Annotated in this window: 20 protein-coding genes; 8 read left to right on the top strand and 12 right to left on the bottom strand. The window is 66.6% G+C overall.

Going from position 1 to position 21,338, the window contains the following annotated elements; all coding sequences use genetic code 11:
- Positions 1–194 precede the first annotated feature (194 nt).
- The 3 genes from JI664_RS19295 (at position 195) to JI664_RS19285 (ending at position 3,405) form a co-directional block, all read left to right on the top strand.
- The gene (locus JI664_RS19295) at positions 195–479 is read left to right on the top strand and encodes a hypothetical protein (protein ID WP_207015414.1); all 285 of its coding nucleotides are present in this window, start codon (positions 195–197) and stop codon (positions 477–479) included.
- A gap of 170 nt (positions 480–649) precedes the next feature.
- Positions 650–1,942 carry a calcium-binding protein gene (locus JI664_RS19290; RefSeq protein WP_207015413.1) on the top strand — a complete coding sequence of 431 codons (1,293 nt, stop codon included), beginning with the start codon at positions 650–652 and terminating at the stop codon, positions 1,940–1,942.
- A gap of 188 nt (positions 1,943–2,130) precedes the next feature.
- Positions 2,131–3,405: a calcium-binding protein gene (locus tag JI664_RS19285; protein ID WP_207015412.1), complete on the top strand. Its 1,275-nt coding sequence runs from the start codon at positions 2,131–2,133 to the stop codon at positions 3,403–3,405.
- A 78-nt stretch (positions 3,406–3,483) separates the two neighbouring features.
- Here the strand turns inward: JI664_RS19285 and JI664_RS19280 are convergent, their stop codons facing one another.
- The 4 genes from JI664_RS19280 to dgcN all read right to left on the bottom strand — a co-directional run bounded on the left by JI664_RS19280 (position 3,484) and on the right by dgcN (position 7,247).
- Positions 3,484–4,347 carry a D-amino-acid transaminase gene (locus tag JI664_RS19280; RefSeq protein WP_207015411.1) on the bottom strand — a complete coding sequence of 288 codons (864 nt, stop codon included), beginning with the start codon at positions 4,345–4,347 and terminating at the stop codon, positions 3,484–3,486.
- A 50-nt stretch (positions 4,348–4,397) separates the two neighbouring features.
- Positions 4,398–5,138: a metallophosphoesterase family protein gene (locus JI664_RS19275; protein WP_207015410.1), complete on the bottom strand. Its 741-nt coding sequence runs from the start codon at positions 5,136–5,138 to the stop codon at positions 4,398–4,400.
- Positions 5,135–6,097 (bottom strand): N-acetyl-D-Glu racemase DgcA, encoded by a 963-nt coding sequence (gene dgcA, locus JI664_RS19270; protein ID WP_207015409.1) that lies wholly within the window; start codon positions 6,095–6,097, stop codon positions 5,135–5,137. The genes JI664_RS19275 and dgcA overlap by 4 nt, the downstream gene beginning before the upstream one ends.
- A gap of 148 nt (positions 6,098–6,245) precedes the next feature.
- Positions 6,246–7,247, bottom strand: a complete 1,002-nt coding sequence (gene dgcN / locus JI664_RS19265; RefSeq protein ID WP_207015408.1) for an N-acetyltransferase DgcN — start codon at positions 7,245–7,247, stop codon at positions 6,246–6,248.
- A 346-nt stretch (positions 7,248–7,593) separates the two neighbouring features.
- On the opposite strand from dgcN, the gene JI664_RS19260 reads away from it, so the two are divergent.
- The gene (locus JI664_RS19260) at positions 7,594–8,553 is read left to right on the top strand and encodes an HpcH/HpaI aldolase/citrate lyase family protein (protein WP_207015407.1); all 960 of its coding nucleotides are present in this window, start codon (positions 7,594–7,596) and stop codon (positions 8,551–8,553) included.
- Positions 8,554–8,763: 210 nt separating this feature from the next.
- Here JI664_RS19260 and JI664_RS19255 read toward each other — a convergent pair whose 3' ends face one another.
- The 3 genes from JI664_RS19255 to JI664_RS19245 are packed head-to-tail and all read right to left on the bottom strand — an operon-like array spanning position 8,764 to position 10,621.
- Positions 8,764–9,171, bottom strand: coding sequence for a DUF1801 domain-containing protein (locus JI664_RS19255; protein WP_207015406.1), 408 nt, complete (start codon positions 9,169–9,171; stop codon positions 8,764–8,766).
- Positions 9,171–9,779 (bottom strand): GyrI-like domain-containing protein, encoded by a 609-nt coding sequence (locus JI664_RS19250; protein ID WP_207015405.1) that lies wholly within the window; start codon positions 9,777–9,779, stop codon positions 9,171–9,173. Before JI664_RS19250 ends, JI664_RS19255 begins: the two co-directional genes overlap by 1 nt.
- Positions 9,776–10,621 carry an AraC family transcriptional regulator gene (locus tag JI664_RS19245; RefSeq protein ID WP_207015404.1) on the bottom strand — a complete coding sequence of 282 codons (846 nt, stop codon included), beginning with the start codon at positions 10,619–10,621 and terminating at the stop codon, positions 9,776–9,778. The genes JI664_RS19250 and JI664_RS19245 overlap by 4 nt, the downstream gene beginning before the upstream one ends.
- 138 nt (positions 10,622–10,759) lie before the next feature.
- Between JI664_RS19245 and JI664_RS19240 the strand changes: the two genes are divergently transcribed.
- Positions 10,760–12,880, top strand: a complete 2,121-nt coding sequence (locus tag JI664_RS19240) for a DEAD/DEAH box helicase (protein WP_207015403.1) — start codon at positions 10,760–10,762, stop codon at positions 12,878–12,880.
- A 199-nt stretch (positions 12,881–13,079) separates the two neighbouring features.
- On the opposite strand, the gene JI664_RS19235 is transcribed toward JI664_RS19240, so the two are convergent.
- Positions 13,080–14,066 (bottom strand): 2-hydroxyacid dehydrogenase, encoded by a 987-nt coding sequence (locus JI664_RS19235; protein WP_207015402.1) that lies wholly within the window; start codon positions 14,064–14,066, stop codon positions 13,080–13,082.
- 182 nt (positions 14,067–14,248) lie between these two features.
- On the opposite strand from JI664_RS19235, the gene JI664_RS19230 reads away from it, so the two are divergent.
- Genes JI664_RS19230 through JI664_RS19220 form a run of 3 tightly spaced genes read left to right on the top strand, consistent with a single transcriptional unit; the run spans position 14,249 to position 17,656 of the window.
- Positions 14,249–14,824, top strand: a complete 576-nt coding sequence (locus JI664_RS19230) for an SH3 domain-containing protein (RefSeq protein ID WP_286174189.1) — start codon at positions 14,249–14,251, stop codon at positions 14,822–14,824.
- 28 nt (positions 14,825–14,852) lie between these two features.
- On the top strand, positions 14,853–16,904 hold the full coding sequence (locus JI664_RS19225) for a hybrid sensor histidine kinase/response regulator (RefSeq protein WP_207015400.1): 2,052 nt from the start codon (positions 14,853–14,855) through the stop codon (positions 16,902–16,904).
- Positions 16,904–17,656, top strand: a complete 753-nt coding sequence (locus tag JI664_RS19220) for a response regulator transcription factor (protein ID WP_207015399.1) — start codon at positions 16,904–16,906, stop codon at positions 17,654–17,656. Before JI664_RS19225 ends, JI664_RS19220 begins: the two co-directional genes overlap by 1 nt.
- A gap of 251 nt (positions 17,657–17,907) precedes the next feature.
- On the opposite strand, the gene fliP is transcribed toward JI664_RS19220, so the two are convergent.
- From fliP to fliF, 4 genes are all read right to left on the bottom strand, one after another.
- Positions 17,908–18,588, bottom strand: coding sequence for a flagellar type III secretion system pore protein FliP (gene fliP / locus JI664_RS19215; protein WP_414707748.1), 681 nt, complete (start codon positions 18,586–18,588; stop codon positions 17,908–17,910).
- A gap of 254 nt (positions 18,589–18,842) precedes the next feature.
- Positions 18,843–19,136, bottom strand: coding sequence for a FliM/FliN family flagellar motor C-terminal domain-containing protein (locus JI664_RS19210; RefSeq protein WP_349768748.1), 294 nt, complete (start codon positions 19,134–19,136; stop codon positions 18,843–18,845).
- Positions 19,129–19,725: a hypothetical protein gene (locus JI664_RS19205; RefSeq protein WP_207015398.1), complete on the bottom strand. Its 597-nt coding sequence runs from the start codon at positions 19,723–19,725 to the stop codon at positions 19,129–19,131. The genes JI664_RS19210 and JI664_RS19205 overlap by 8 nt, the downstream gene beginning before the upstream one ends.
- Positions 19,725–21,305 carry a flagellar basal-body MS-ring/collar protein FliF gene (gene fliF / locus JI664_RS19200; RefSeq protein ID WP_207015397.1) on the bottom strand — a complete coding sequence of 527 codons (1,581 nt, stop codon included), beginning with the start codon at positions 21,303–21,305 and terminating at the stop codon, positions 19,725–19,727. Before fliF ends, JI664_RS19205 begins: the two co-directional genes overlap by 1 nt.
- Positions 21,306–21,338: the final 33 nt, after the last annotated feature.

The following is a 21,338-nucleotide window of genomic DNA, read 5'->3' as shown; positions in this document are numbered from 1 at the left end:
TATCGCAGAAGAACGAAACAGGGGCGAAATAAGGCAAAAACTTGACGAAGATGTGGCGGATGTCGTCTGGTCACCGGAACACAAAGAAACGACCGACACTTCCGGGCCCCTTCCGGGTCGGACCCACCGGCTGAAATCCGGTGCGACCGAACCGCAAGCAGGCCCGCACCGAGCAAGAGGCTATCCCGATTCCGATGCAGACCACCGCCCCGCACGCCACCGCCCCGCACATTCAGGCCGAACCGACGGAGCGCCCGCGCGACGCCCGGGTGATTTCGGATTTCGAGGCCGGCGACCGCCTGCATCTGGCGATCCCCTATCGGCGCGGCACCCCGCCGCCGCAGGTCTCGTTCCACGCCAATGACGCGGGCGACCTGCTGGTGATCGTCGACGGCTCGGTCATGACGATCCTGTCGGGCGGCGCGATGATCGACCTCGAATCGGAGGTGATCGTCGATCTCGTCGCCACGCGCGGCTGAAAACACGACGATCCATTGTGGAAACAATTAGCAATCCAAAACCCGATTGTTTCCTCAATCGCGCCAAATAGGCGCAGTTCCAATACATCCCGTACGGTCGGACCTTGATATCCAAGGACATTAAGAGTTCGTTAACGAATTAAAGACGGATTGTTTACGAGGTAATCGTCATGCCACTGATCGGTTTGTTCGCAACGCTGGGGCTTGCCGCAGCGTTCGGCGGTGTCAGCACCGCAACGCCGTTCGACGAGGATGCCGCGCCCGAAGACGGCATGGAAATCGACCGGCTCGGATCCAATGGCGATGACAGCCTCGACGGGACCGGCGCTGGCGACTTCATCCGGGGCCTGCGCGGCGATGACACGATCTCGGGCGGGGGTGGCAACGACTCGCTTTACGGCGACGGCGGACGTGACTGGCTCTATGGCGGCGATGGCAACGACATGCTGGCCGGCGGCGACTGGAATGACCACCTGTTCGGCGGCAATGGCTATGACAGCCTCTGGGGCGGCTCGGGCAATGACCAGCTCGACGGCGGGCGCGGCAATGACGTGCTCGGCGGCGGCGACGGGTCCGACCGCGTCTATGGCGGCGAAGGCAACGACTCGCTTTACGGGGGCGGCAGCAATGACGGCCTGTATGGCGGTGGCGGCAACGACCTGATCTATGCCGGCTGGGGCAACGATAATGTGAGCGGCGACGAAGGCGACGACACCCTGTTCGGCGGTGACGGGCGCGACAATCTGGACGGCGGCGGCGGGCGCGACCTGCTTCATGGGGGCGACGGCGGCGACACCCTCTGGGGCGGCGACTGGAACGACACGCTCTACGGCGATGGCGGCTGGGACGACCTTTACGGCGGCAACGGCAATGACGAACTGTTCGGCGGCTTTGGCAATGACACGCTCGCAGGCGAGGACGGCGTCGACATCCTGTTCGGCGGCGAGGGTAATGACAGCCTCGACGGCGGCGCCCAAGACGACACGCTTTATGGCGGCAGCGGCAACGATGAACTCGACGGCGGCACCGGCAACGATTCGCTTTACGGCGGGATCGGCAACGATCTTTTGATTGGCGGCGAAGGGAACGATTTCCTGTCCGGTGGCGAAGGGTCGGATACGCTTCTGGGCGGGATCGGCGACGACACGCTGGTCGGCGACCGCATGGATTCGATGGATGGCAGCGAAGGGCAGGACACTTTCGTTCTGGCCGACAGCTATTCCGACACCGATAGCGGCGACGCGCTGCAACTGGGCTATTTCCAGGCCGGTCAGGACACGATGGTTCTGCGCATCGAAACCGATGGCGAGACCCAACCCGACGTCACGACCGAGACCGACCCCGAAACCGGCGCGCTGAGCATTCTGGTGGGCGGGCAGGTCTGGGCGGTGATCGGCGATGCCACTGGATTCGATTCCGCGACCGATCTTGTGGTCGAGTACACCAGCGCGACCGAGGCTTAGCAGGCCCCCTCAATTGCGTTGGCAAGGGAAACAGTTTCAGGCTGAATTTCTGACTGTTTCCTCTGCCGCGCAAATGCCCGGCCGGAACGCCCCGCTTCCCCGCGCCAAACTCAGAACAGATTGATTAAACTTGACAACTTTCGGCTTGCGGTCGAGCATTCAACCTATTCGTGTTTCCGAGGTGTGTAATGGTACTGGCATTCCTGTTGATCGGCGCGGCGCTGGCTTTCGCAGCGGCGGGCTTCGCCCCCGGCCCCGATGACCCGGTCGATCCCGAAGAGCCCCCGATCGAAGAACCCGAGGAAGGCACCGAAGGCGCCGATCTCATCGACGGCAGCGATGAGGATGACGAGATCCACGGTCTTGGCGGCGACGACACGATCAACGGCGGCGGCGGGGATGACACGCTTCACGGTGACGGCGGAAACGATGCTTTGGTCGGCGGCGAAGGCGAAGATTGGCTCTTCGGCGGCGTGGGTAACGACACCCTGACAGGCAACGAGGGCGACGATAACCTCGACGGCGGCATGGGTAACGATGTGCTCGACGGCGGTTCGGGCAACGACACGCTGATCTCGCGCGGCGACGACATCATCATGAACGGCGGCGATGGCACCGACTCGCTTCAGCTCTTTGGCAATCTGGGCAACGGTGCGCTCGACGGGGGCGAGGGGCATGACCGCCTTACCCTCAACGTACTGGGCGGCGCGACGATCCGGCTCGACGACGACAATTCGGGCTCTGTCACCGACGGCACCTCGACCGTGGTGTTCGAGAACATTGAGCGTTATTCCGTGGGCCGCGGCGAGTACCTGATCGATGCGAGAAACGCGACCGGCGGGCTGACCCTTCAGGCCGATCCTCGTGGCGACAGCACGCTTCTGGGCGGCGCGGGCGACGATAGCCTGATGGGCGGCCGCTACATGGATGGTGGCGACGGCGACGACTGGATGGAAGGCCGCGGAGACATCACCCTGCTGGGCGGTCAGGGCAACGACACGCTGGTCGGCAACAACCTCGAAGGCGATGAAGAAGGCTTGTTGTCCGGGGGCGACGGCGACGATTACCTTGCGGCCTATGGCAGTATCCGGGCCGAAGGCGGTGAAGGCGACGATATCCTCGAAGGCGGTTACGGCGCGACGCTGACCGGGGGCGAGGGGGCCGACAGCTTCACCGTCAGCGCGCTGATCTCCGATTACGACAACCCGGCGCCCATCGACAATGGTGCCACGATCATCACCGATTACGATGGCAGTTCCGAAACGCTGACGCTGAATGTCACCTATCCGTCTGGCAATCCCGACGATCCCTCGCCGCCCCCCGATTATGCTCTTGAGACCGAGACCGATCCCGAGACAGGCGACGTGACGATCACGCTGAACGGAACCGAAGTCATGGTTCTTCTCTCGCCCGAGAACTTCGACCCCGACCAGATTGTCATCACATCAGAACCGTCCCCCTAGGGGCGGGCCAGACAAGCCGCAAAAAAAGGGGGCCGCCGACCGCGTGCCCCCTTTCCCGTTATCCCTGAGCAATGGCGCTCAGATCGCCGCCTTGCGCATCTCGTCCAGATAGATCTCGCGCATTCTTGCTGCCACGTGCCCCGGCGTGCCATCGCCCAGCGCGGCGCCATCGACCGACACGACCGGCATCACGAAGGTCGAGGCCGAGGTCACGAAAGCCTCGTCCGCCTGCTGCGCCTCTTCGATGGTGAAGGGGCGCTCGACCACCTCCATCTGCGCCTCGCGCGCGAATTTCAGCACCGCCGCGCGGGTGATCCCGTGCAGGATGTCATTGGACAGCTGGCGGGTGATGATCTGGTTACCCTTGACGATATAGGCGTTGTTCGAGGTTCCCTCGGTCACCAGCCCGTCTTCGACCAGCCACGCATCGTCCGCGCCCGCCTTCTTGGCCAGCATCTTGCCCATCGACGGGTACAGAAGCTGCGTCGTCTTGATGTCACGACGGCCCCAGCGGATATCGGGGATCGAGATCACCGAAATGCCCTTCTTCGCCGCCGGGCTGTCGGCCAGCCCCGGTTTGTTTTGCGTGAACAGCACCACCGTCGGCGGGCAGGTCGCGGGATCGGGCCAGACGAAATCGCGATCGCCCGGCGCCCCGCGCGAGACCTGCAGATAGATCATGCCCTCGTCGATGCCGTTGATCTCGACCAGCTTGCGGTGGATTTCCAGCCATTCGTCGCGGCTCAGCGGGTTGACCATTTCCAGCTCGTCGAGCGAGCGCTGCAGCCGCGTCACATGGCCGTCGAAATCGATCAGCTTGCCGCCCAGAACCGAGGTCACCTCGTACACGCCGTCCGCCATCAGGAAGGCACGGTCGAAGATCGAGACCTTGGCCTCGTCCTCGGGCAGGAAGTCGCCGTTCAGATACACGGTGCGGGTCATGCGGGTCTCCATCACTTTTGTCAGGTTCTTCCGCCCTGCCGGGCGGCACGTCAAGAGGCGATCCAGCCGGTGCGCAAAGCGCCGGCCCAGTCGGTCCGCCCGGCCCCCACGGCGCGGCGGATCTGCCCGTGGCTGTCATAAGCCACCCGGCGAAAACTCACATCCCAGCCCCGCGCGCCCGGCTCGATCAGCGCATAGCTGGCCTCGGGAAAGCCCGATTCCACCCGGTGCGGCACCGGCGCATCGTCCAGATAGGCCGGGCAGCCGACCGAGCCGGGATTGACCACCTGCCGCCCGTCGGGCAGGCGCAGTGCGCGCGGCAGATGCGAATGCGCGCACAGGACAAGCCCCGCCTCGATCCCGGCCAGAAGCCGCGAAATCGTCTCGCAGTCGCGTTGCGCCACCGCGCCGTCGGGCGTGATGCGCTCGCACAGATAGGTCTCGTCGCTCGCCGGCGTGCCATGGCAGCAAAACACCCCGTCGAAGCGCAGCACCGTCGGCAAACCCGCCAGCCAGTCCAGCGCCTCGCCCGGCAGCGCGTCATGCGCCGCCGCGTCCGAGGCCCCCATCGCCTCGCGTGGCTGATCCAGCAGGTAGCGGTCGTGATTGCCCCGCAGACACAGCGCATCGAGCCCCTTCAGCTGCGCCCAGGTCCCGGCGGCATCCAGCGGCCCGCTGAAATGATCGCCCAGGATCACCATCTGCCCGGCACCCTGCGCCACGGCATCGGCCAGCACCGCCGCCAGCGCATCGGCATTGCCGTGGATATCCGCGAGCGCGGCGAGTTTCATCCCCAGAGCCCGGGTTCCGAGGGATGCACGCCCCGCTCGTCAAAGGCCAGCGGCACGTCGCGGTCCTCGGCCAGCAGCAGCGGCCCGTCGAGATCCGTCACCTCCGCCCCCTGCGCCACCAGAACCGCAGGCGCCATCGCCAGCGAGGTGCCCACCATGCAACCCACCATCACCTGATACCCCTCGGCCCGCGCGGCATCGCGCAGCGCCAGCGCCTCGGTCAGTCCGCCGGTCTTGTCGAGCTTGATGTTGACCATGTCGTACTTGCCCTTCAGCTCCGGCAGCGAGGCCCGGTCATGGCAGCTCTCATCGGCGCAGACCGGCAGCGGCCGCGCGATCTCGCCCAGCAGATCGTCCTGCCCGGCCGGCAGGGGCTGCTCGACCATCGCGACGCCCAGCCGCAGCAGATGCGGTGCCAGTTCGGAATAGACCTCGGCCGTCCAGCCCTCATTCGCGTCGACCACGATGCGCGCATCGGGTGCACCGCGCCGCACCGCTTCCAGCCGCGCCATGTCGTCGGGCGTGCCCAGCTTGATCTTCAGCACCGGTCGATGCGCATGCCGCGCGGCGGCCTCCTGCATCTTCTCGGGCGTATCCAGCGACAGGGTGAAACAGGTGATCTCCGGCCCCGGCCGGCGCAACCCGGCCAACTCCCAGACCCGCTTGCCCGCGCGCTTGGCCTCCAGATCCCACAGCGCGCAATCGACGGCATTGCGCGCGGCCCCGGCGGGCAGCGCCGCCTGCAAGGCCACCCGATCGATCCCGTCGGGCAGACCCCGGATTTCCCCGGCCACGCTCTCGAGCGTCTCGTCATAGCGCGCATAGGGCACGCATTCGCCCCAACCCACCACGCCGTCTCGCTCGATGCGCACGGTCAGCACCTTCGCTTCAGTGCGCGAGCCGCGCGATATGGTGAACACTTCGGCCAACCGGAAACTCTCGGCGTCAACGCGGATCATGCCACCCTCATCTTTAATCCAGAAATATCCTCGGGGGGAGCCAAGGGGGGGGGCAGACAGCCCCCCCTTGGCGCAGGGAGCGCGAGGGGGCGCGCAGCCCCCTCGCCTCTTGTCGGAAACCGGGGACACAAAGCCCCCCTCGCCCGGCTCAGATCGCTTCCAGCGCGTCGACCAGCTTGGCGGCGCCATAGCGGAACGGGTCGGTCGCGGGCAGCCCCGTCTCTTCCTCGACCTGCGCCAGATAGGCCTTCGCCTCGTCATCGCTCATATGCTGGGTATTGACCGACACGCCCACCGCCACGCAGGCCGGGTTCGCCACCCGCGCCAGCGTCAGCGCGGTGTCGCGCAGGGTGGTGATCGACGGCAGCTGATAGCCCGGCAGACCGCGCATATGGCTGCGGGTCGGCTCGTGGCACAGGATCAGCGCGTCGGGCTGGCCGCCATGGACCAGCGCCATGGTGACGCCCGAATAGCTGACATGGAACAGCGATCCCTGCCCTTCGATCAGGTCCCAGTGATCGGCATCGTTGTCGGGCGTCAGGTACTCGATCGAGCCCGCCATGAAATCGGCGATCACCGCGTCCAGCGGCACACCACCGCCGGTGATCAGGATCCCGGTCTGACCGGTGGCGCGGAACGTGGCCTTCATGCCGCGCTCGCGCATGTCTTTTTCCATGCACAGAGCGGTGTACATCTTGCCGACCGAGCAATCCGTCCCCACGGCCAGACAGCGTTTGCCTGTCCGCTTCTCGCCATTGGCGATGGGATACTTGACCGAGGGGATGCGCACGTCATGCAGGGTGCGGCCGGTGGCCTTGGCGACGGCGGCGAGGTCTTCCTCGTCCCGCAGCAGGTTGTGCAGCCCCGAGGCCAGGTCGAACCCTTCCTCCAGCGCCTCGATCAGCACCTTTTTCCATTTCTGGCTGATGACCCCGCCGCGATTCGCGACGCCGATCACCACGGTCTTCACACCCGCTTCCTTGGCCTCTGCCAGCGTCATGTCGGGCAGGCCCATATCGGCCTTGCAGCCTTCGAGCCGCAATTGCCCCAGCGCGTATTCCGGGCGCCAGTCCTTGATACCCTGAGCCACCTTGGCGGCCAGCATGTCGGGCGCGTCGCCCAGGAAGAGCAGATAAGGTGTTTCGATCATCGCAGGCTCCAATTCAGGTTGCTCCAAGCATGCAACGGGATACGGGAAATGTCCTTGATATTTCCGACAGGCCGAACCCGAACTTGCGAACATTCTTCGACACTTTGGCGAATTTGCGATGTTTTCTTCTGGCATGCCGCCCAAGCCACGCCGAATTCGCGCAGCCTGACGCAGAATCGCCGACATCGCCCTTCTCCCTGCCCGGTCCGCGCAGCGCCGGATTTCGCGCCGGTTTTTGCCGCCAATGCCCGGATTTCTCGCAGTCGCAGAAAATCTCTTGCGCAGCGCAGCGCAACATAATAACCACAGAGGCAAGAAATTCGAAACTTCCTATCGCGAGACCCGAATGTCCTTCCGTATCCAGCCCGCTTCTCCGGCCCGTCCGAACCGCTGCCAGCTTTTCGGCCCCGGCTCGCGCACAGCGCTGTTCGAGAAGATGGCAGCCTCGGCGGCGGACGTGATCAATCTCGATCTCGAAGACAGCGTCGCGCCGTCGGACAAGGACACCGCCCGCGCCAATATCATCGCGGCCACGCATGATGTGGACTGGAACACCAAATATCTTTCGGTGCGCATCAACGGTCTCGACACACCGTATTGGTACAAGGATGTCGTGGATCTGCTGGAACAGGCGAGCGAGCGGCTCGATCAGATCATGATCCCGAAAGTGGGCTGTGCCGCCGACATCTATGCCGTCGACGCGTTGGTGACGGCGATCGAACGCGCCAAGGGCCGCACCAAGCCGATCAGTTTCGAAGTCATCATCGAAAGCGCCGCCGGCATCGCTCATGCCGAGGAAATCGCCGCCGCCTCGCCGCGCCTGCAGGCGATGAGCCTCGGCGCCGCCGATTTCGCGGCCTCAATGGGGATGCAGACCACCGGGATCGGCGGCACGCAGGAAAACTACTACATGCTGCGCGACGGCGCGTCCTATTGGTCGGATCCGTGGCACTGGGCGCAGGCCAAGATTGTCGCCGCGTGTCGCACGCATGGCGTGCTGCCCGTCGATGGCCCGTTCGGCGATTTCTCGGACGATGACGGCTTCCGCGCGCAGGCGCGCCGCTCGGCCACGCTGGGTATGGTCGGCAAATGGGCCATCCATCCCAAGCAAGTGGCGCTGGCCAACGAGGTCTTCACGCCCTCGGACGAGGCCGTCGCCGATGCCCGTGCGATCCTGAGCGCGATGGAAGAGGCCAAAGCGCAGGGCCAGGGCGCCACGACCTACAAGGGCAAGCTCATCGACATCGCCTCGATGAAGCAAGCCGAGGTGATCGTGAAACAGGCCGAGCTGATCGCCCGCAAGTGAATCCGGCCCGGCGGCCGGGGAGGGCCAGCCGGGCACCGGGGAGGAGAAGCGCGCGCCCGCATCTGCGAGGCGCGCGCTTTTTTCTTAGGCGATAGAGGCAACCGCCCTGACGGCGCCCCGAGAACCCTTCTGCCTGAAGAAGACAAGGTTACGGCGCGAGGTGCGGCCCATCAGTGAGTCAAAGGTTGGAAATGTCTCAGCCCGCAGGCCCTAGCGACGCGGTTGGCGATAGCTCAAAGCGTTGCGGATCAGGATCGTCATCGCCGCCGCGTCGATCTCGTCCGGATCGTTGAACAGCACGCCGCGCGTTCCGTCGAACGCCATGGCCGCGCCCGGCCCCGCGCGGAAGTCGTCGATCAGGCTTGTCTGGCAATGCACGAAAAACGCGAAGCGCGCGGCTTTGTGCGTGCCGATGCGGATCGTCGTGCCCTTGGGCGACAGAAATGCGGGCTGGCCCCAGCGCAGCTCTTCACGGACGGCAGTGTTTTCTTCTGCGGCGACACGCAGGATCATCCGCCGCAGTGCATGCACCCCGGCCCGCGCGGCCTCGGGCATCGCCCCCAGCGCTGCAAGCGTGGTCTCCGGGATGGCATCGGTCGGATCGCTTCGCTGTGTCATCACGCCTCTGCCGCGACGGGTTGCCGCAAGATCGTCCTGAGCTTTTCGGGCGCGGTACGGCCCGGATCGGAAAGGTAGATCTCGTGGTGCAGGCCCGTCAATGCCAGCCCCTGCGCGGAAGCCTCGGCATGCAGCCGCGCGATCAGCGGCCCTTCGTCGGCATAGGGCCCGACATGCAGCGCCTGCAGGCAAAGCCCTTCCGCATAGGGCCAGAGTTGCACGCCCGGCAGAGCCTCGGCCACCTCCGGCTTATCCTTGCGCCGCTTGGCAATCGCCGTTTCGCGCAGCGCCTCGACCCCGTCCGGGTCCAGCCATTGCGGCGCGCGGATCATCATCCGCCAGCGCCAGCTTTCCCTGTCGCCTCCGGCCCGGAAGACGCTCATATCGTCGGCCCACCAAAGCCCTTCCAGCGGTCCGACCTTTTCGTCATGGCCCTGCGCCTTGCCCGCAAATCGCGCGCCATAGGCCAGCGCGTACAGCGCCCCGACCGCCGCCGCGTATCCCGCTCCCCCCGGTTCGCCCTGCCCCTCGATAGCGAAAAAGCGCATCGCGGGCACCTCGACCCGGTCGATCCGACCGGCCTTGCCATTCAACAACGGATCTTTCATGGCGTGTCCTCCAAAGGTACGAAAATCAGGGTTTCCAGCGCGTCGGGCGCGGTATCCATGGGCGAGTTGAGGTACAATTCCCAGCTCGGCGCATCGCGCAGGGCCGCGCCGCTCTCTGTCAGCCACGCCCCGAACAGCCAGTCATAGGCCGCCGCAAGGCCGGTATAGGGCCCCTTGAACACCATCACCGCGTGACGTCCGCCCGCAACCTCACGGCTCTGCAACGGATCGGGGCAGGGAACATCCGCGTCCACCATGATCGCGGCAAAGGATTGCAGATCCCCCTCGGGCGTGAGCGCAGGGTCGTTGTAATAGACCGCCGCCATGCCCCGCGACTGTCGCCACAGATCCCGCGCGGCCAGTTCAGCGCCCAGTGCGGCATAGGTACGGTTGATCTGATGATAGGCGCCCCGATGCGGCAGGCCGATCAGCCGCCGGGGTGCTTCGTTGCGAATCTCGACCGGAAACATCGCCTGTCCTCCTTTCGTTGTCTTCAGCGCGTCGGGCAAGGCCAGCCCGCGCGCCCTGAACCGGGCCGGCGTCACGCCGTAAGCCGCGCGAAAGGCCCGCGAGAAACTGGCCGCCGACGGATAACCATGTGCGCGCCCGATCGCGGCAACCGGCGCCGTGTCACGCACCAGCGCATGCGCTGCCCCGTTAAGCCGGATACGGCGCACCGCCTCGGCCAGCGTCTCGCCCGTCATCGCCGCGAAAACGCGATGAAAATGGAACCGCGACAGCGCCGCAAGATCGGCCATTTCGTCGAGCGAATAGCTGCGCGCGGGATCGTCATGGATCGCGGCATAGACCCGCCTGAGCCGTTCCCGGTAATCGACCGCCATTGTCCCTCGCTTTCCTGTACCACCCGCAGGCCCGCCCCCCTTATTTGCATGGGCGGAATTTACCTGTCTTGCTATTCTTCCCCTATACAGCAGCGCGCGCGGGGCGTATTGGGGCGCCTTCACCCAAAAGGACCTGCCATGACCGCCCTGCCTCCCCTGCCCGCCCCATTGTCGCGCGCCCTCGCCGACAAGGGCTATGAAACACTGACGCCCGTACAGGCCGCAGTGTTGGCACCCGAGGTGGCCGGAAAAGACCTGCTGGTCTCGGCGCAGACCGGCTCAGGCAAGACCGTGGCCTTCGGCCTCGCCATGGCCGACAGCCTTATGGGTGATGCCGATATGATGCCCCCGCCCGACACCGCGCGCGCGCTGGTGATCGCGCCGACGCGCGAACTGGCGATGCAGGTGCGGCGCGAATTCGAGTGGCTCTATGGCGCGGCGGGCGGCGTGATCGCCTCGTGCGTCGGCGGCATGGATGCGCGTAGCGAACGCCGCGCGCTGGAACGCGGCACGCATATCGTTGTCGGCACCCCCGGCCGCCTGCGCGACCATATCGAACGCGGCGCGCTCGATTTGTCGACCGTGACCTCGGTCGCGCTGGACGAAGCCGACGAGATGCTCGATCTGGGCTTCCGTGAAGACCTCGAATACATTCTGCAGCAACTGCCCGAAGAGCGCCGCACGCTGCTGTTCTCGGCCACCGTGTCGCCGCAGATCGCCCGCCTCGCGCAGACCTATCAGAAAGACGCCCAGCGCATCGCCACCGAGGCGTCGCGCGAGCAGCATGGCGATATCTCGTACCGCGCGATGATCGTCGCGAACGAGGATGCCGAACACGCCATCGTCAATGTCCTGCGCTTCTACGAGGCACAGAACGCGCTGGTCTTCTGCAAGACCCGGGCTGCGGTCAACCACCTGACGGCGCGGCTTCTCAACCGCGGCTTCTCGGTCGTGCCGCTGTCGGGCGAACTGGCACAGGAAGAACGCTCGCGCGCGCTGCAGGCGATGCGCGACGGCCGGGCACGGGTGTGCGTTGCGACCGACGTTGCGGCGCGCGGCATTGACCTTCCGGGGCTGGAACTGGTGATCCATGCCGACCTGCCCTCGAACAAGGAAACCCTGCTGCACCGTTCGGGCCGAACCGGCCGTGCGGGCCGCAAGGGCGTCAGCGTTCTGGTCGTGCCGTCCTCGGCGCGCAAGAAAACCGAACGCCTTCTGGGCTTTGCCGGCGTCTCCGCCGAATGGGGCCCCGCCCCCACTGCGGCCGAGGTCTCGACCCGCGACAGCGAACGGCTGATGTCCGACGCGGCCCTCACCGCCCCCGAGAACGAGGACGAAGCGGCGCTGATCACCCAGCTCACCGAAACCTTCGAGCCCCGCGCGCTGGCTGCGGCCGTCGCCCGGCTCTATCTCGGCGGGCGCTCGGCGCCCGAGGACGTGGTTCCGATCACCGCCGACGGCCCCAAACCGCGCGCGCGGGCCGAGTTCGACCGCAGCTTCTGGATCCGTCTCGGCGTCGGCCACGAACAACGCGCCGAACCGCGCTGGCTGCTGCCGATGCTGTGCCGCGCGGGCGACCTGACCAAGGCCGATATCGGCGCGATCCGGATCTATCAGGATCACACGCTGGCCCAGCTTCACGCCGATTGCGCCGACCGCTTCTGGTCGGCGGCAGGCAAGGAAGGCCTGCTGGAAGGCGAGGTCAGCCTCGCCCCGGCCGAAGCCCCCGCCGAAGGCGAACGCCCGGCCCCGCGCCCGCGCAGCCCGCGTCCCGATGGCGACGGCTTCAAATCGCGCGGCCCCCGCAAGGACGGCGAGCGCCCCTTCAAGCCCCGCCGCGAAGAGGGTGACGGCGGCTACAAGGCGCGCGGCCCGCGCCCCGATGGCGACCGCCCCTACAAGCCGCGCCGTGAAGACGGAGACGCCCCGCGCAAACCGCGCCCCGCAAACAAGGAATTCGGGAACCGGGAATTCGGAAACCGCGACGCCGACAAGGGCGACCGTCCCGCCAAACCCTATGGCGCGAAACCCTACAGCGCGAAGCCGCGTGCCGCCGACGGCGACAAGCCGCGTAGCGCGAAATACGACGCCAAGCCGAAGAAACCCCGCGCCGACGGCGCCCCTGCGAAACCGCGCATCGATCCCGACGCGGCCCGCAACCCTTCGGCCCGTCTGGGCAAACCTGCGCGCAAACCGGCGGGCAAAGCGGGCGCGAAACCCGGATCGAAACCCGCGCGTCCGCCCCGGCCGAAGTCGTAATTGGCAAGCGCCACGGAAAGGGGGCTGTCGGCCCCCTCTTTTCCTGCGGAAAATTCACCCCCGAGGATATTTCCGGATTAAAGATGGGCAGTTAACCAAATCTTACCGCCCATCTTTAATCTGAAAATATCCCAGGGGGTCCGGGGGAGGATCCCCCGGCCTCGCCGCTCATGCGACCGCTGGGCTGTAAGCAATCCCGTTATAGCATACCGGGCAGCACCTGGTCAGGCGGGCGGTGGCCGTCGGCGAAGGTCTTGATGTTCAGGATCACCTTTTCGCCCATCTCGATCCGCCCCTCCATCGTGGCCGAGCCCATATGCGGCAGCAGCACCACGTTGGGCAGCTCGCGCAGGCGCGGATTGACCTCGGCGCCGCGCTCGTAGACGTCGAGCGCCGCGCCGGCGATATCGCCCGCGCGCAGCATCCGGGTCAGCGCATTCTCGTCGATGACTTCGCCACGCGAAGTGTTCACGATCACCGCCGAGGGTTTGAGCAGTTTCAGCCGCCGCGCATTCATCAGGTGGAAGGTCGAGGGCGTGTGCGGGCAGTTGATCGAGATCACGTCCATGCGCGCGACCATCTGATCGAGGCTTTCCCAATAGGTCGCTTCGAGCGGCTCCTCGATCTCGGGGCGCAGACGCTTGCGATTGTGGTAGTGGATCTGCATGCCGAAAGCCTGCGCGCGCCGTGCCACGGCCTGACCGATTCGGCCCATGCCCAGGATCCCCAGCCTCTTGCCGCCGATTCTTCCGCCCAGATGCGTCATCGGCGACCAGCCGCGCCAGTCGCCCGCCTGCATCTCGGCCAGCCCTTCGGGGATGCGCCGCGTCACCGCCAGCATCAACGCCATCGCCATGTCAGCGGTGTCCTCGGTCACCACGCCGGGCGTGTTGGACACGAGAATGCCGCGCTGGCGGGCCGATTGCACGTCGATATGGTCGATCCCGGCGCCGTAATTGGCGATCAGCTTCAGCCGCTCGCCCGCGCCGCCCAGCATACCCGCATCGATATGGTCGCACAAAGTCGGCACCAGCACGTCGGCGCGGGCCATCGCCGCGACCAGCTCTTCGCGCGACATCGGCGAATCGTCGTCGCGCAGCTCGGCGTCGAACAATTCCTTCAGCCGGGTCTCGACCGGGTCGGGCAGGCGTCGCGTCACGACAACACTCAGGCGCTTGAGGGGCATGGAAACCTCCTTGGGTCTTTCAAATCCGTCCGGCTGCTGGCAAAGTGGCGCAGAGCGAACCGAGGCACAAGCCATCCGCACGACCCGGCGCGAAATAAAATTGCGCAACCGCCCCGCGCTGGGTGGCAGAACGGGCGGCCATGGCGCATCGAGACCCGCGCAAGCGGGCCGGGCAGGACAGAATGCGAAACGTATTTGCGATCGCCGCTTTGGGCGTCCTTCTGGGCGCGTCTCCGCTGGGCGCCGCCCGCGCACAAAGCCAGGCCGCCGCCGCCCCCGCAACCCAGACCGAAACCGAGCCGGCCCGCCCACAAAGCCAGCCTATGCCCGCCACCGGCCCGGTCACCAACCTCCCCCTGCCGCGATTCGTCTCGATCAAGACCTCGCGGGCCTTTGCCCGGCGCGGCCCGTCCGAAACCCACCGCGTTGACTGGATCTATGAGCGCCGCGACCTTCCCGTGCGCGTGACCGGCGAATTCGAACACTGGCGCCGGGTCGAGGATTCCGAGGGCGAAGGCGGCTGGGTGCATTACTCGCTACTTTCGGGCGTGCGCACCGTGCTGGTGCTTACCGACATGGCCTCGCTGCGCAGCCGCCCGCGCGGCGATGCGCCGCAGGTCGCCTATCTGGAAGCCGGCGTTGTCGCCCGGATCATGGAATGCGACCCCGATTGGTGCCGCGTCAGCATCGACGGCACCCGCGGCTGGATCTCGCGCGCGGATGTCTGGGGTCTGGAACCCGGCGAAGTGCTGGACTGACCCCCCGCGCAGGCGATAGCGTCGCGCCATGCAGGCCCCGCCCCCCTCGCCCTCGCCCTCCCCCTCGGGTGACACGTTCGAAAAGCTCACCCGCGCCGGGCTGACGCTGATCCAGCAGGCGCTGTCGATCTTCGACAGCGATCTGCGGCTTGCGGTCTGCAATCCGCGCTATCAGGAAATGTTCGGCCTGCCCGACGCGCTGGTTCGGCCGGGCGCGGCCTTCGAGGACACGATCCGCTTCCTAGTCCAGCGCGGCGAATACGGGCCGCAATCCGACGAAGAGGCCGCCGTGCGCCTGCGTGTCGAGACCGCCCGCGCCTTTCGCCCGCATTACATGGAGCGCGAGCGCGCCAATGGCCGCTGGGTGTCGGTCGAGGGCGCGCCGCTGGCGCAGGGTGGCTGGGTCACGGTCTATACCGATATCACCGAGATCAAGCTGCAGGAGCAATTGCTGCGCGCGCGGTCCGAAGAGCTGTCGGATCAGCTTCTGGCCCATGCCGAACGTCTGAGCATGGCCAACCGCGAACTGGCGGCGACCAATGCCGCTCTGGCTGAAACCCAGCGCGAACTGACCGAGATGGAAGCGCGCACACGCCTGGTGACCGAGATGATGCCCGCGCATATCGCCCATCTCGACCGCCATCTGGTCTATACCTATTCCAACCGGCGGCTTTCGTCGCTGGTGCCCGGGGTGCCCGCCAATGTCGTGGGGATGGAATTCGCCGCAGCGGTCGGCCCGCAGCTGGCCACCAGCCTGATGCCGCATATGCACCGCGCGCTGGAAGGCGAAGCTTCGGTGCGCGAGCTCACGCATGAAGACAGCGGGCGACGCATCCGTGTTGTGATGACCCCCGATCCGCGCAACACGACAAACGACGGCGCGCGCGGCAGCGATGGCGGCGTCTACCTGCTGACGACCGATATCACCGCCGAAACACAGGCCCGCGCGGCCCTGCTGCAGACCCGCAAGCGCGAATTGGCGGCGCAGCTTACCTCGGGGCTCGCGCATGATTTCGCCAATCTGCTCACCATCATTCTTGGGCAGCAGGACAAGCTCGCGCGCCTGCCCGACCTCCCGCCCGAGGCCGCCGACCTTGTCCGCGGTACGCTTGCGGCGGCGCGGCGCGGCGGCACGCTTTTGCGCCGGATCGGCGAGATCTCGGGCGCGCGCGCGCTCAAACCCGCGCCGACCGAGCTGGAACCCCTGCTTGACGATCTGCGCATGATGGCCTCGCCGTCTCTGCCCGACGGGTTGCGCTTCGAGATCGCGCTCGAAAAGGGGCTGGGACGCGTGATGCTGGATCAGGGTGCGCTGCAGGACGCGCTTCTGAACCTCGTCCTCAATGCCCGCGACGCGATCCTGAGTGCGCAGGCGGGGCGCACCGGCCGCGACGCCGGCAAGGGCACGATCACCCTCACCGCGCACCGCGTGCAGGATACGTGGCTGGAACTCACCGTCGAGGATGACGGCCCCGGCTTCACGCCCGAAGCACTGCGCCGCGGGCTCGACCCGTTCTTTACCACCAAGGGTGGCGAAGGGTCCGGGCTGGGCCTTGCCATGGTCTATGACCACGCTACGCTGGGGGGCGGCTCGGTGCGGCTGGCCAATCGCGAGGCCGGCGGCGCGCGCGTGACGTTGCGCCTGCCGCTGCGTCCCGCCGCCGATCCCACCGGCGAGGCCGACCCGTCGCGGCTCGTGCTACTGGTCGAGGACAGCCCTGAAATCCGCACCCATGTGCGCGAGATGCTGGTCGGTCTCGGCCACCGGGTGATCGAGGCGGAGAATGCCACCGATGCGTGCGCCCTGGCGCAATTGCCGGAAATCGGTATCGTGCTGTCCGACATCCAGCTGAAGGACGGTGAAACCGGCCTCGCCTTGCTCGCGGCACTCACGCGGGAACGACCGGGGCTGGCAGCGGGGCTGATGACCTCGCTTCCCGCCTCGGATCCGCTGCACCGTGCGGCCGCGCAGCTTCATCCGCTTCTCGCCAAACCCTTCGACGCCCGCGAATTGACTGCCTTTCTGCGCGTCCTCAGCGGCGATCCCGTTCTTCAGAATTCAGTGCCGGAACCCTCGTGATGCAACACCCCGCCGCGCCCTCGGCCACCTCGTCCCGCCCGCGCGCAGACGCGGCGCCGCATGTGGCGATCCTCGACGACGAGGCCGAAATCCGCCGCATCCTCGCCGATGCACTGACCGAGGCCGGGTTCCGAACCTCGACCTATTCCCGCGCCTCGGATTTCGAAGCCGCGCTCAAACGCACCGCGCCCGATGTCTGCCTCGTCGATCTGGGGCTGCCCGACCGCGACGGGCTGGCGCTGGTGCACCGGCTGGCGCTGGAATCGGGGGCGACGATCATCATCATTTCGGGCCGCGCCAATACCGCCGACCGGGTCACGGGGCTGGAACTCGGCGCTGACGATTACATCATCAAACCTTTTGAGCCGGCCGAGGTCGTGGCTCGCATCCGCGCCCGCCTGCGCAAGTCGCGCGCCGCACCGGAAATCAGCGCCAACCTTGCGCGTTTCAACGGCTGGGAAGCGCAGTTCGACCAATACATGCTGGTTGCGGAAGACGGCACGCAGGTTCCTTTCAGCCACGCCGAAGGCGAAGTCCTGCGGCTGTTCCTCGAAGCCCCCAAACGCCTGATCTCGCGCCACCAGATGCAGGAAAGCCTGGGCGGCGCGGCGGGCGAAAGCTTCGACCGCGCGATGGATGTCCGAATCTCACGGCTGCGCGCGAAACTTGGCGAAGACCCCAAGAACCCGCGACTGATCAAGACGATCTACGGCGCGGGCTATATCTTCCTGGGCGACGTCACGTGGAGCTGAAGGCGGGATTGCGCCCGGCGGCTCCGCATGGCGACGGCGACCGCCCCCGCCCGGCCGCGCACAGATGGCGATCCCCGGGGGAGAGGCACGCCCCTCCCCCGGACCCCCTCCGTGGATACTTAAGGAACAAAGATGAGGCCTTAACACACCGTTAACCGCGCATCTTTGATCCGAAAATATCCTCGGGGGTGAATTGGCCGCAAGGCCAAGAGGGGGCAGACGGCCCCCTTTCACCGCTCGCCTCCGGCGCCTCAGAAATATCCCCGCACCAGCGAGGCCGAGACCAGCGTCCAGCCATCTGCCACCACGAAGAAGGCCAGTTTGAAAGGCAATGAGACGATTGCCGGCGGGACCATCATCATCCCCATCGACATCAGGACCGCCGCGACCACGAGGTCTATGATCAGGAATGGCAGGAAGATCACGAACCCCACCTCGAAGGCATGGCTGAGTTCTGACAGCAGGAACGAGGGGATCAGCACCGAAAGCGGGCCGTCCGCGCCGAAAGCGGGCGGCTCGGGGCGAAGATCGGCGAGGCCCTGCCACGTCGCCGGATCGGTGCGGGCGGCCATGAAGGCGCGAAACGGCTCGATGGCGCGGCTGGCGGCTTCCTCGATACCGATACTGCCCGCTTCCAGCGGCACCACGCCCGCCTCCCAAGCGGCGACGAAGACCGGCTCCATGATGAAATAGGTGAGAAACAGTGCGAGCGTCGTCAGCAGCATTCCGGGTGGCGATTGCTGCAGGCCCACGGCCTGCCGCAGGATCGCCAACACGGTGACGAGGAAAGGAAAGCAGGTCACCATCACCATCAGGCCGGGTACCAAGCTCAGCAGCGTGAGCAGCACCAGAAGCTGCACCGAGCGCACGGCAAGGCTGCCACCATCGCCCATCGACAAGGTCAGTTCCTGCGCCGGGGCGGCGAGGGGCAAGAGCGCAAAAAGGGCCGCCCATGCGATGGCTGGCCCGAACCGCGCGGCGCGGGCCGGGCCGGAGCGAGGCGCATTCGGGTGAAGGTGATCGGTCGGGAAGAGAGTTGCAGCCTTTGGCTCGTCACCTGCGAAAGGATCGACTTCTGTCTTTTCGTCCCCACGACAGAGCACCGCCGAAACGGACCGGACGGCGCCCGAACCGCGCGCCGCAAAGAATGCGTTGCGTGACTGCCGGACGCCTTTTCCCGGCATGATCACAACCCGTTCGACAGGTCGGCCACCTCGGTCAGCCGCACCGCCATCTGGCCCGCCTGATCGTCTTCCAGCTCTTCCAGCACGCCGCGGGCGATCAACCGGTCGCCGACGAAAAGTTCGACCGGGTCTTCGACCCGCCGGTCCAGTGGCAGCACCGATTCGCGCTGCAATTTCAACAGGTCGCGCACCAGCGGACGGGCGCGGCCCACGGCCACGACGATCTCGATGGGCACCTGTGTAAATGCGCTGCGGCCGATGCCGGGGGCGCTGTCTTGGGATTCGCTGTCAGGCACGTTGGCTCTCCTCGGGCTGGATCTGATAGAAACGGTCGATGGCGGTGGCGATGGCCAGCGCCGCGTCGGTCAGGTCGATTCGCGTCTGCGCGGCGCCCAGCGCGAATTCCGCCTGTCCCTCGGTCAAATCCTCGGTCTCGACGATGTCGAGGGGCGGCAGAAGCAGGCCCTCCATCGCCTCGCGGAACGCAGCCTCACTGCCCGGCCCGACGCGCAGGGTGATCGGCGCCTCGGCCCCGGCCTGCGCCAGGGGCAGAAGCTGGTCGATGATCAGCGGCACGACCGAAGCCCGCGCCATCGGCGGCAGGATCGTCTCGGCAATCGCGCGCAGCAGGGGATCGAGCGCCGACAGGATATGCCCGCGCGCCTCGTGATAGGTAAAACTGAGCTGCTCGACCTGCCGCTCGATCGCGGCGCGGCGGGTGCTGGCTTCGGCATCGGCCTGCTGCCCGCTATCGTCCCAGCCGGCGACATAGCCCTTTTCATAGGCGTTGAGGCGCAGATCCTCGACCTCTTCGGGGGTCATCAGGACCGGGCCGTCCACGGTATCGGCAGTTTCGAAGACCTCAAGACGCAGGGGTTGCGACATCAGCGGGCCTCCTCGGTGTCATCCATCCACGCGCGCAGAACCTCGATCGTCTCATCCTGACGCTCGGCGATGAGCTGGCGCATACGCTCGACCGAATCCTCGCTGTCGCCCGAATCCGAACCACTGAAATCGCCGTCAATCTCGCCACTAAGGCCGGGTGCCATGGCGATCATCGGTGCAAATCCGGCCATCGGGTCGTCGTCGTCGTCGGCCATCGCCGCATTACCGCCCGAACCGCCGCCGCCCTTCAGGATCGGGCGCAGCACGAAGAGCGCGAGCACCAGAGCCACGATGGCCAGAGCGGCGAGCCGAATCAGCCCCATCACGTCGAGCATCGCCAGCCAGCTCTGCACGCCCGCCGTGCCCAGCTCGGTCGAGACCGGCTCGAATTCCAGCGAGCGCAGCGTGATCACGTCGCCGCGCGCCTCGTCATACCCCACGGCCGAGGCCACGAGTTCGCGCAGTGCCGACAGCTCTTCGTCCGAGCGCGGCGCCCATTGCGCGACGCCCGCATCATCGGTGCTGCGCACGCCATCGACCAGCACCGCCACCGTCAGGCGCCGGATCGCGCCCGGCCCGCGCTCAAGCTCGCGGCTGGTTTCGCTGACCTCCCAGCTGATGCGTTCGCGCGAGGTCTGTTCGCGCGATTCCGAGCGTCCATCGGTGGCATTCGCCTGACCGTCGGGCAGGTTCGAGGCCACCGTAACCCCGCTGCCGCCGGTATCGCTGCTGGTCTGGGTGCTTTCTTCGGTTTCCTGACTGACCGGCACGCGCGCCTCGGGGTCGATCCGCCGTTCAGTGATCGTTTCGCGGTCGGTGACGGTTTCGATGTTCAGTTCGACCACCGCGCGGCCCTGCCCCACACGCGCCTCGAGCAGCCGCTCGACATTGCGGCGCATCTGTTCGGCGCGGTCGTTGCCCTGCATGTCGGGGCCTTCCTCTTCGGCGACGACCATGCCGCCCGCCGAATCGATCACGGCGACCGATTCGGGGCGCATGCCGGCCACGGCCGCGGCCACCAGATAGCGCAGCGCCTGTCCCTGCGCAGGCGACAGCGCAGGGCCGACCGGCGTCACCGTGACCGAGGCCGACATCTCGCCATCGCGCCGGAACGGCTGCGCCGCGCCCTGCGAGATATGCACCCGCGCCTGCCGGATATGCGGGCTGGCCATGATCGTGCGCGCCAGTTCGCCCTCTTTCGCGCGCCAATAGGCGGCGTCGAACATCTGAGCGGTGGTGCCGAAGCCGGTCAGCCCGTCGAGCAATTCATAGCCCGAGGACGAATTCGCCGGCAGCCCCTGCGCGGCCAGCGCCATGCGCATTTCATCGCGCTGGGTCGCATCCACATAGATCGCGTCGCCGCGCACCTCATAGGCCACGCCCCGCTGGTCCAGCGCCTGAATCACCTCGCCCGATTGCGGCCCTTCGAGCCCCGCATAGAGCAGCGCCATGCCCGGTGCGGTCGCCAGACGGGTCAGGCCAAGCACGGCGGCGAACACCCCGATGGCGGCGAGAGCGACGATGATCCGGCGCCTCGGCTCGAGTGAATTCCAGGTCGATAGCAGCTGTTCCAAGGCCATTCCTTTGCACGGACGTTCTGTCCCGATGCCCTG

The organism is Rhodobacter sp. NTK016B (genome assembly GCF_017303295.1).
Classification (GTDB): Bacteria; Pseudomonadota; Alphaproteobacteria; order Rhodobacterales; family Rhodobacteraceae; genus Pararhodobacter.
This window is presented reverse-complemented; position numbering and strand designations above follow the sequence as displayed.

What these genes read in the sequence shown, in the direction of transcription:
- JI664_RS19295 (WP_207015414.1), top strand. Translation starts at nt 195, where the DNA reads ATGCAGACCACCGCCCCGCACGCCACCGCCCCGCACATTCAGGCCGAA.
- JI664_RS19290 (WP_207015413.1), top strand. Translation starts at nt 650, where the DNA reads ATGCCACTGATCGGTTTGTTCGCAACGCTGGGGCTTGCCGCAGCGTTC.
- JI664_RS19285 (WP_207015412.1), top strand. Translation starts at nt 2,131, where the DNA reads ATGGTACTGGCATTCCTGTTGATCGGCGCGGCGCTGGCTTTCGCAGCG.
- JI664_RS19280 (WP_207015411.1), bottom strand. Translation starts at nt 4,347, where the DNA reads ATGACCCGCACCGTGTATCTGAACGGCGACTTCCTGCCCGAGGACGAG.
- JI664_RS19275 (WP_207015410.1), bottom strand. Translation starts at nt 5,138, where the DNA reads ATGAAACTCGCCGCGCTCGCGGATATCCACGGCAATGCCGATGCGCTG.
- dgcA (WP_207015409.1), bottom strand. Translation starts at nt 6,097, where the DNA reads ATGATCCGCGTTGACGCCGAGAGTTTCCGGTTGGCCGAAGTGTTCACC.
- dgcN (WP_207015408.1), bottom strand. Translation starts at nt 7,247, where the DNA reads ATGATCGAAACACCTTATCTGCTCTTCCTGGGCGACGCGCCCGACATG.
- JI664_RS19260 (WP_207015407.1), top strand. Translation starts at nt 7,594, where the DNA reads ATGTCCTTCCGTATCCAGCCCGCTTCTCCGGCCCGTCCGAACCGCTGC.
- JI664_RS19255 (WP_207015406.1), bottom strand. Translation starts at nt 9,171, where the DNA reads ATGACACAGCGAAGCGATCCGACCGATGCCATCCCGGAGACCACGCTT.
- JI664_RS19250 (WP_207015405.1), bottom strand. Translation starts at nt 9,779, where the DNA reads ATGAAAGATCCGTTGTTGAATGGCAAGGCCGGTCGGATCGACCGGGTC.
- JI664_RS19245 (WP_207015404.1), bottom strand. Translation starts at nt 10,621, where the DNA reads ATGGCGGTCGATTACCGGGAACGGCTCAGGCGGGTCTATGCCGCGATC.
- JI664_RS19240 (WP_207015403.1), top strand. Translation starts at nt 10,760, where the DNA reads ATGACCGCCCTGCCTCCCCTGCCCGCCCCATTGTCGCGCGCCCTCGCC.
- JI664_RS19235 (WP_207015402.1), bottom strand. Translation starts at nt 14,066, where the DNA reads ATGCCCCTCAAGCGCCTGAGTGTTGTCGTGACGCGACGCCTGCCCGAC.
- JI664_RS19230 (WP_286174189.1), top strand. Translation starts at nt 14,249, where the DNA reads ATGCGAAACGTATTTGCGATCGCCGCTTTGGGCGTCCTTCTGGGCGCG.
- JI664_RS19225 (WP_207015400.1), top strand. Translation starts at nt 14,853, where the DNA reads ATGCAGGCCCCGCCCCCCTCGCCCTCGCCCTCCCCCTCGGGTGACACG.
- JI664_RS19220 (WP_207015399.1), top strand. Translation starts at nt 16,904, where the DNA reads ATGCAACACCCCGCCGCGCCCTCGGCCACCTCGTCCCGCCCGCGCGCA.
- JI664_RS19205 (WP_207015398.1), bottom strand. Translation starts at nt 19,725, where the DNA reads ATGTCGCAACCCCTGCGTCTTGAGGTCTTCGAAACTGCCGATACCGTG.
- fliF (WP_207015397.1), bottom strand. Translation starts at nt 21,305, where the DNA reads ATGGCCTTGGAACAGCTGCTATCGACCTGGAATTCACTCGAGCCGAGG.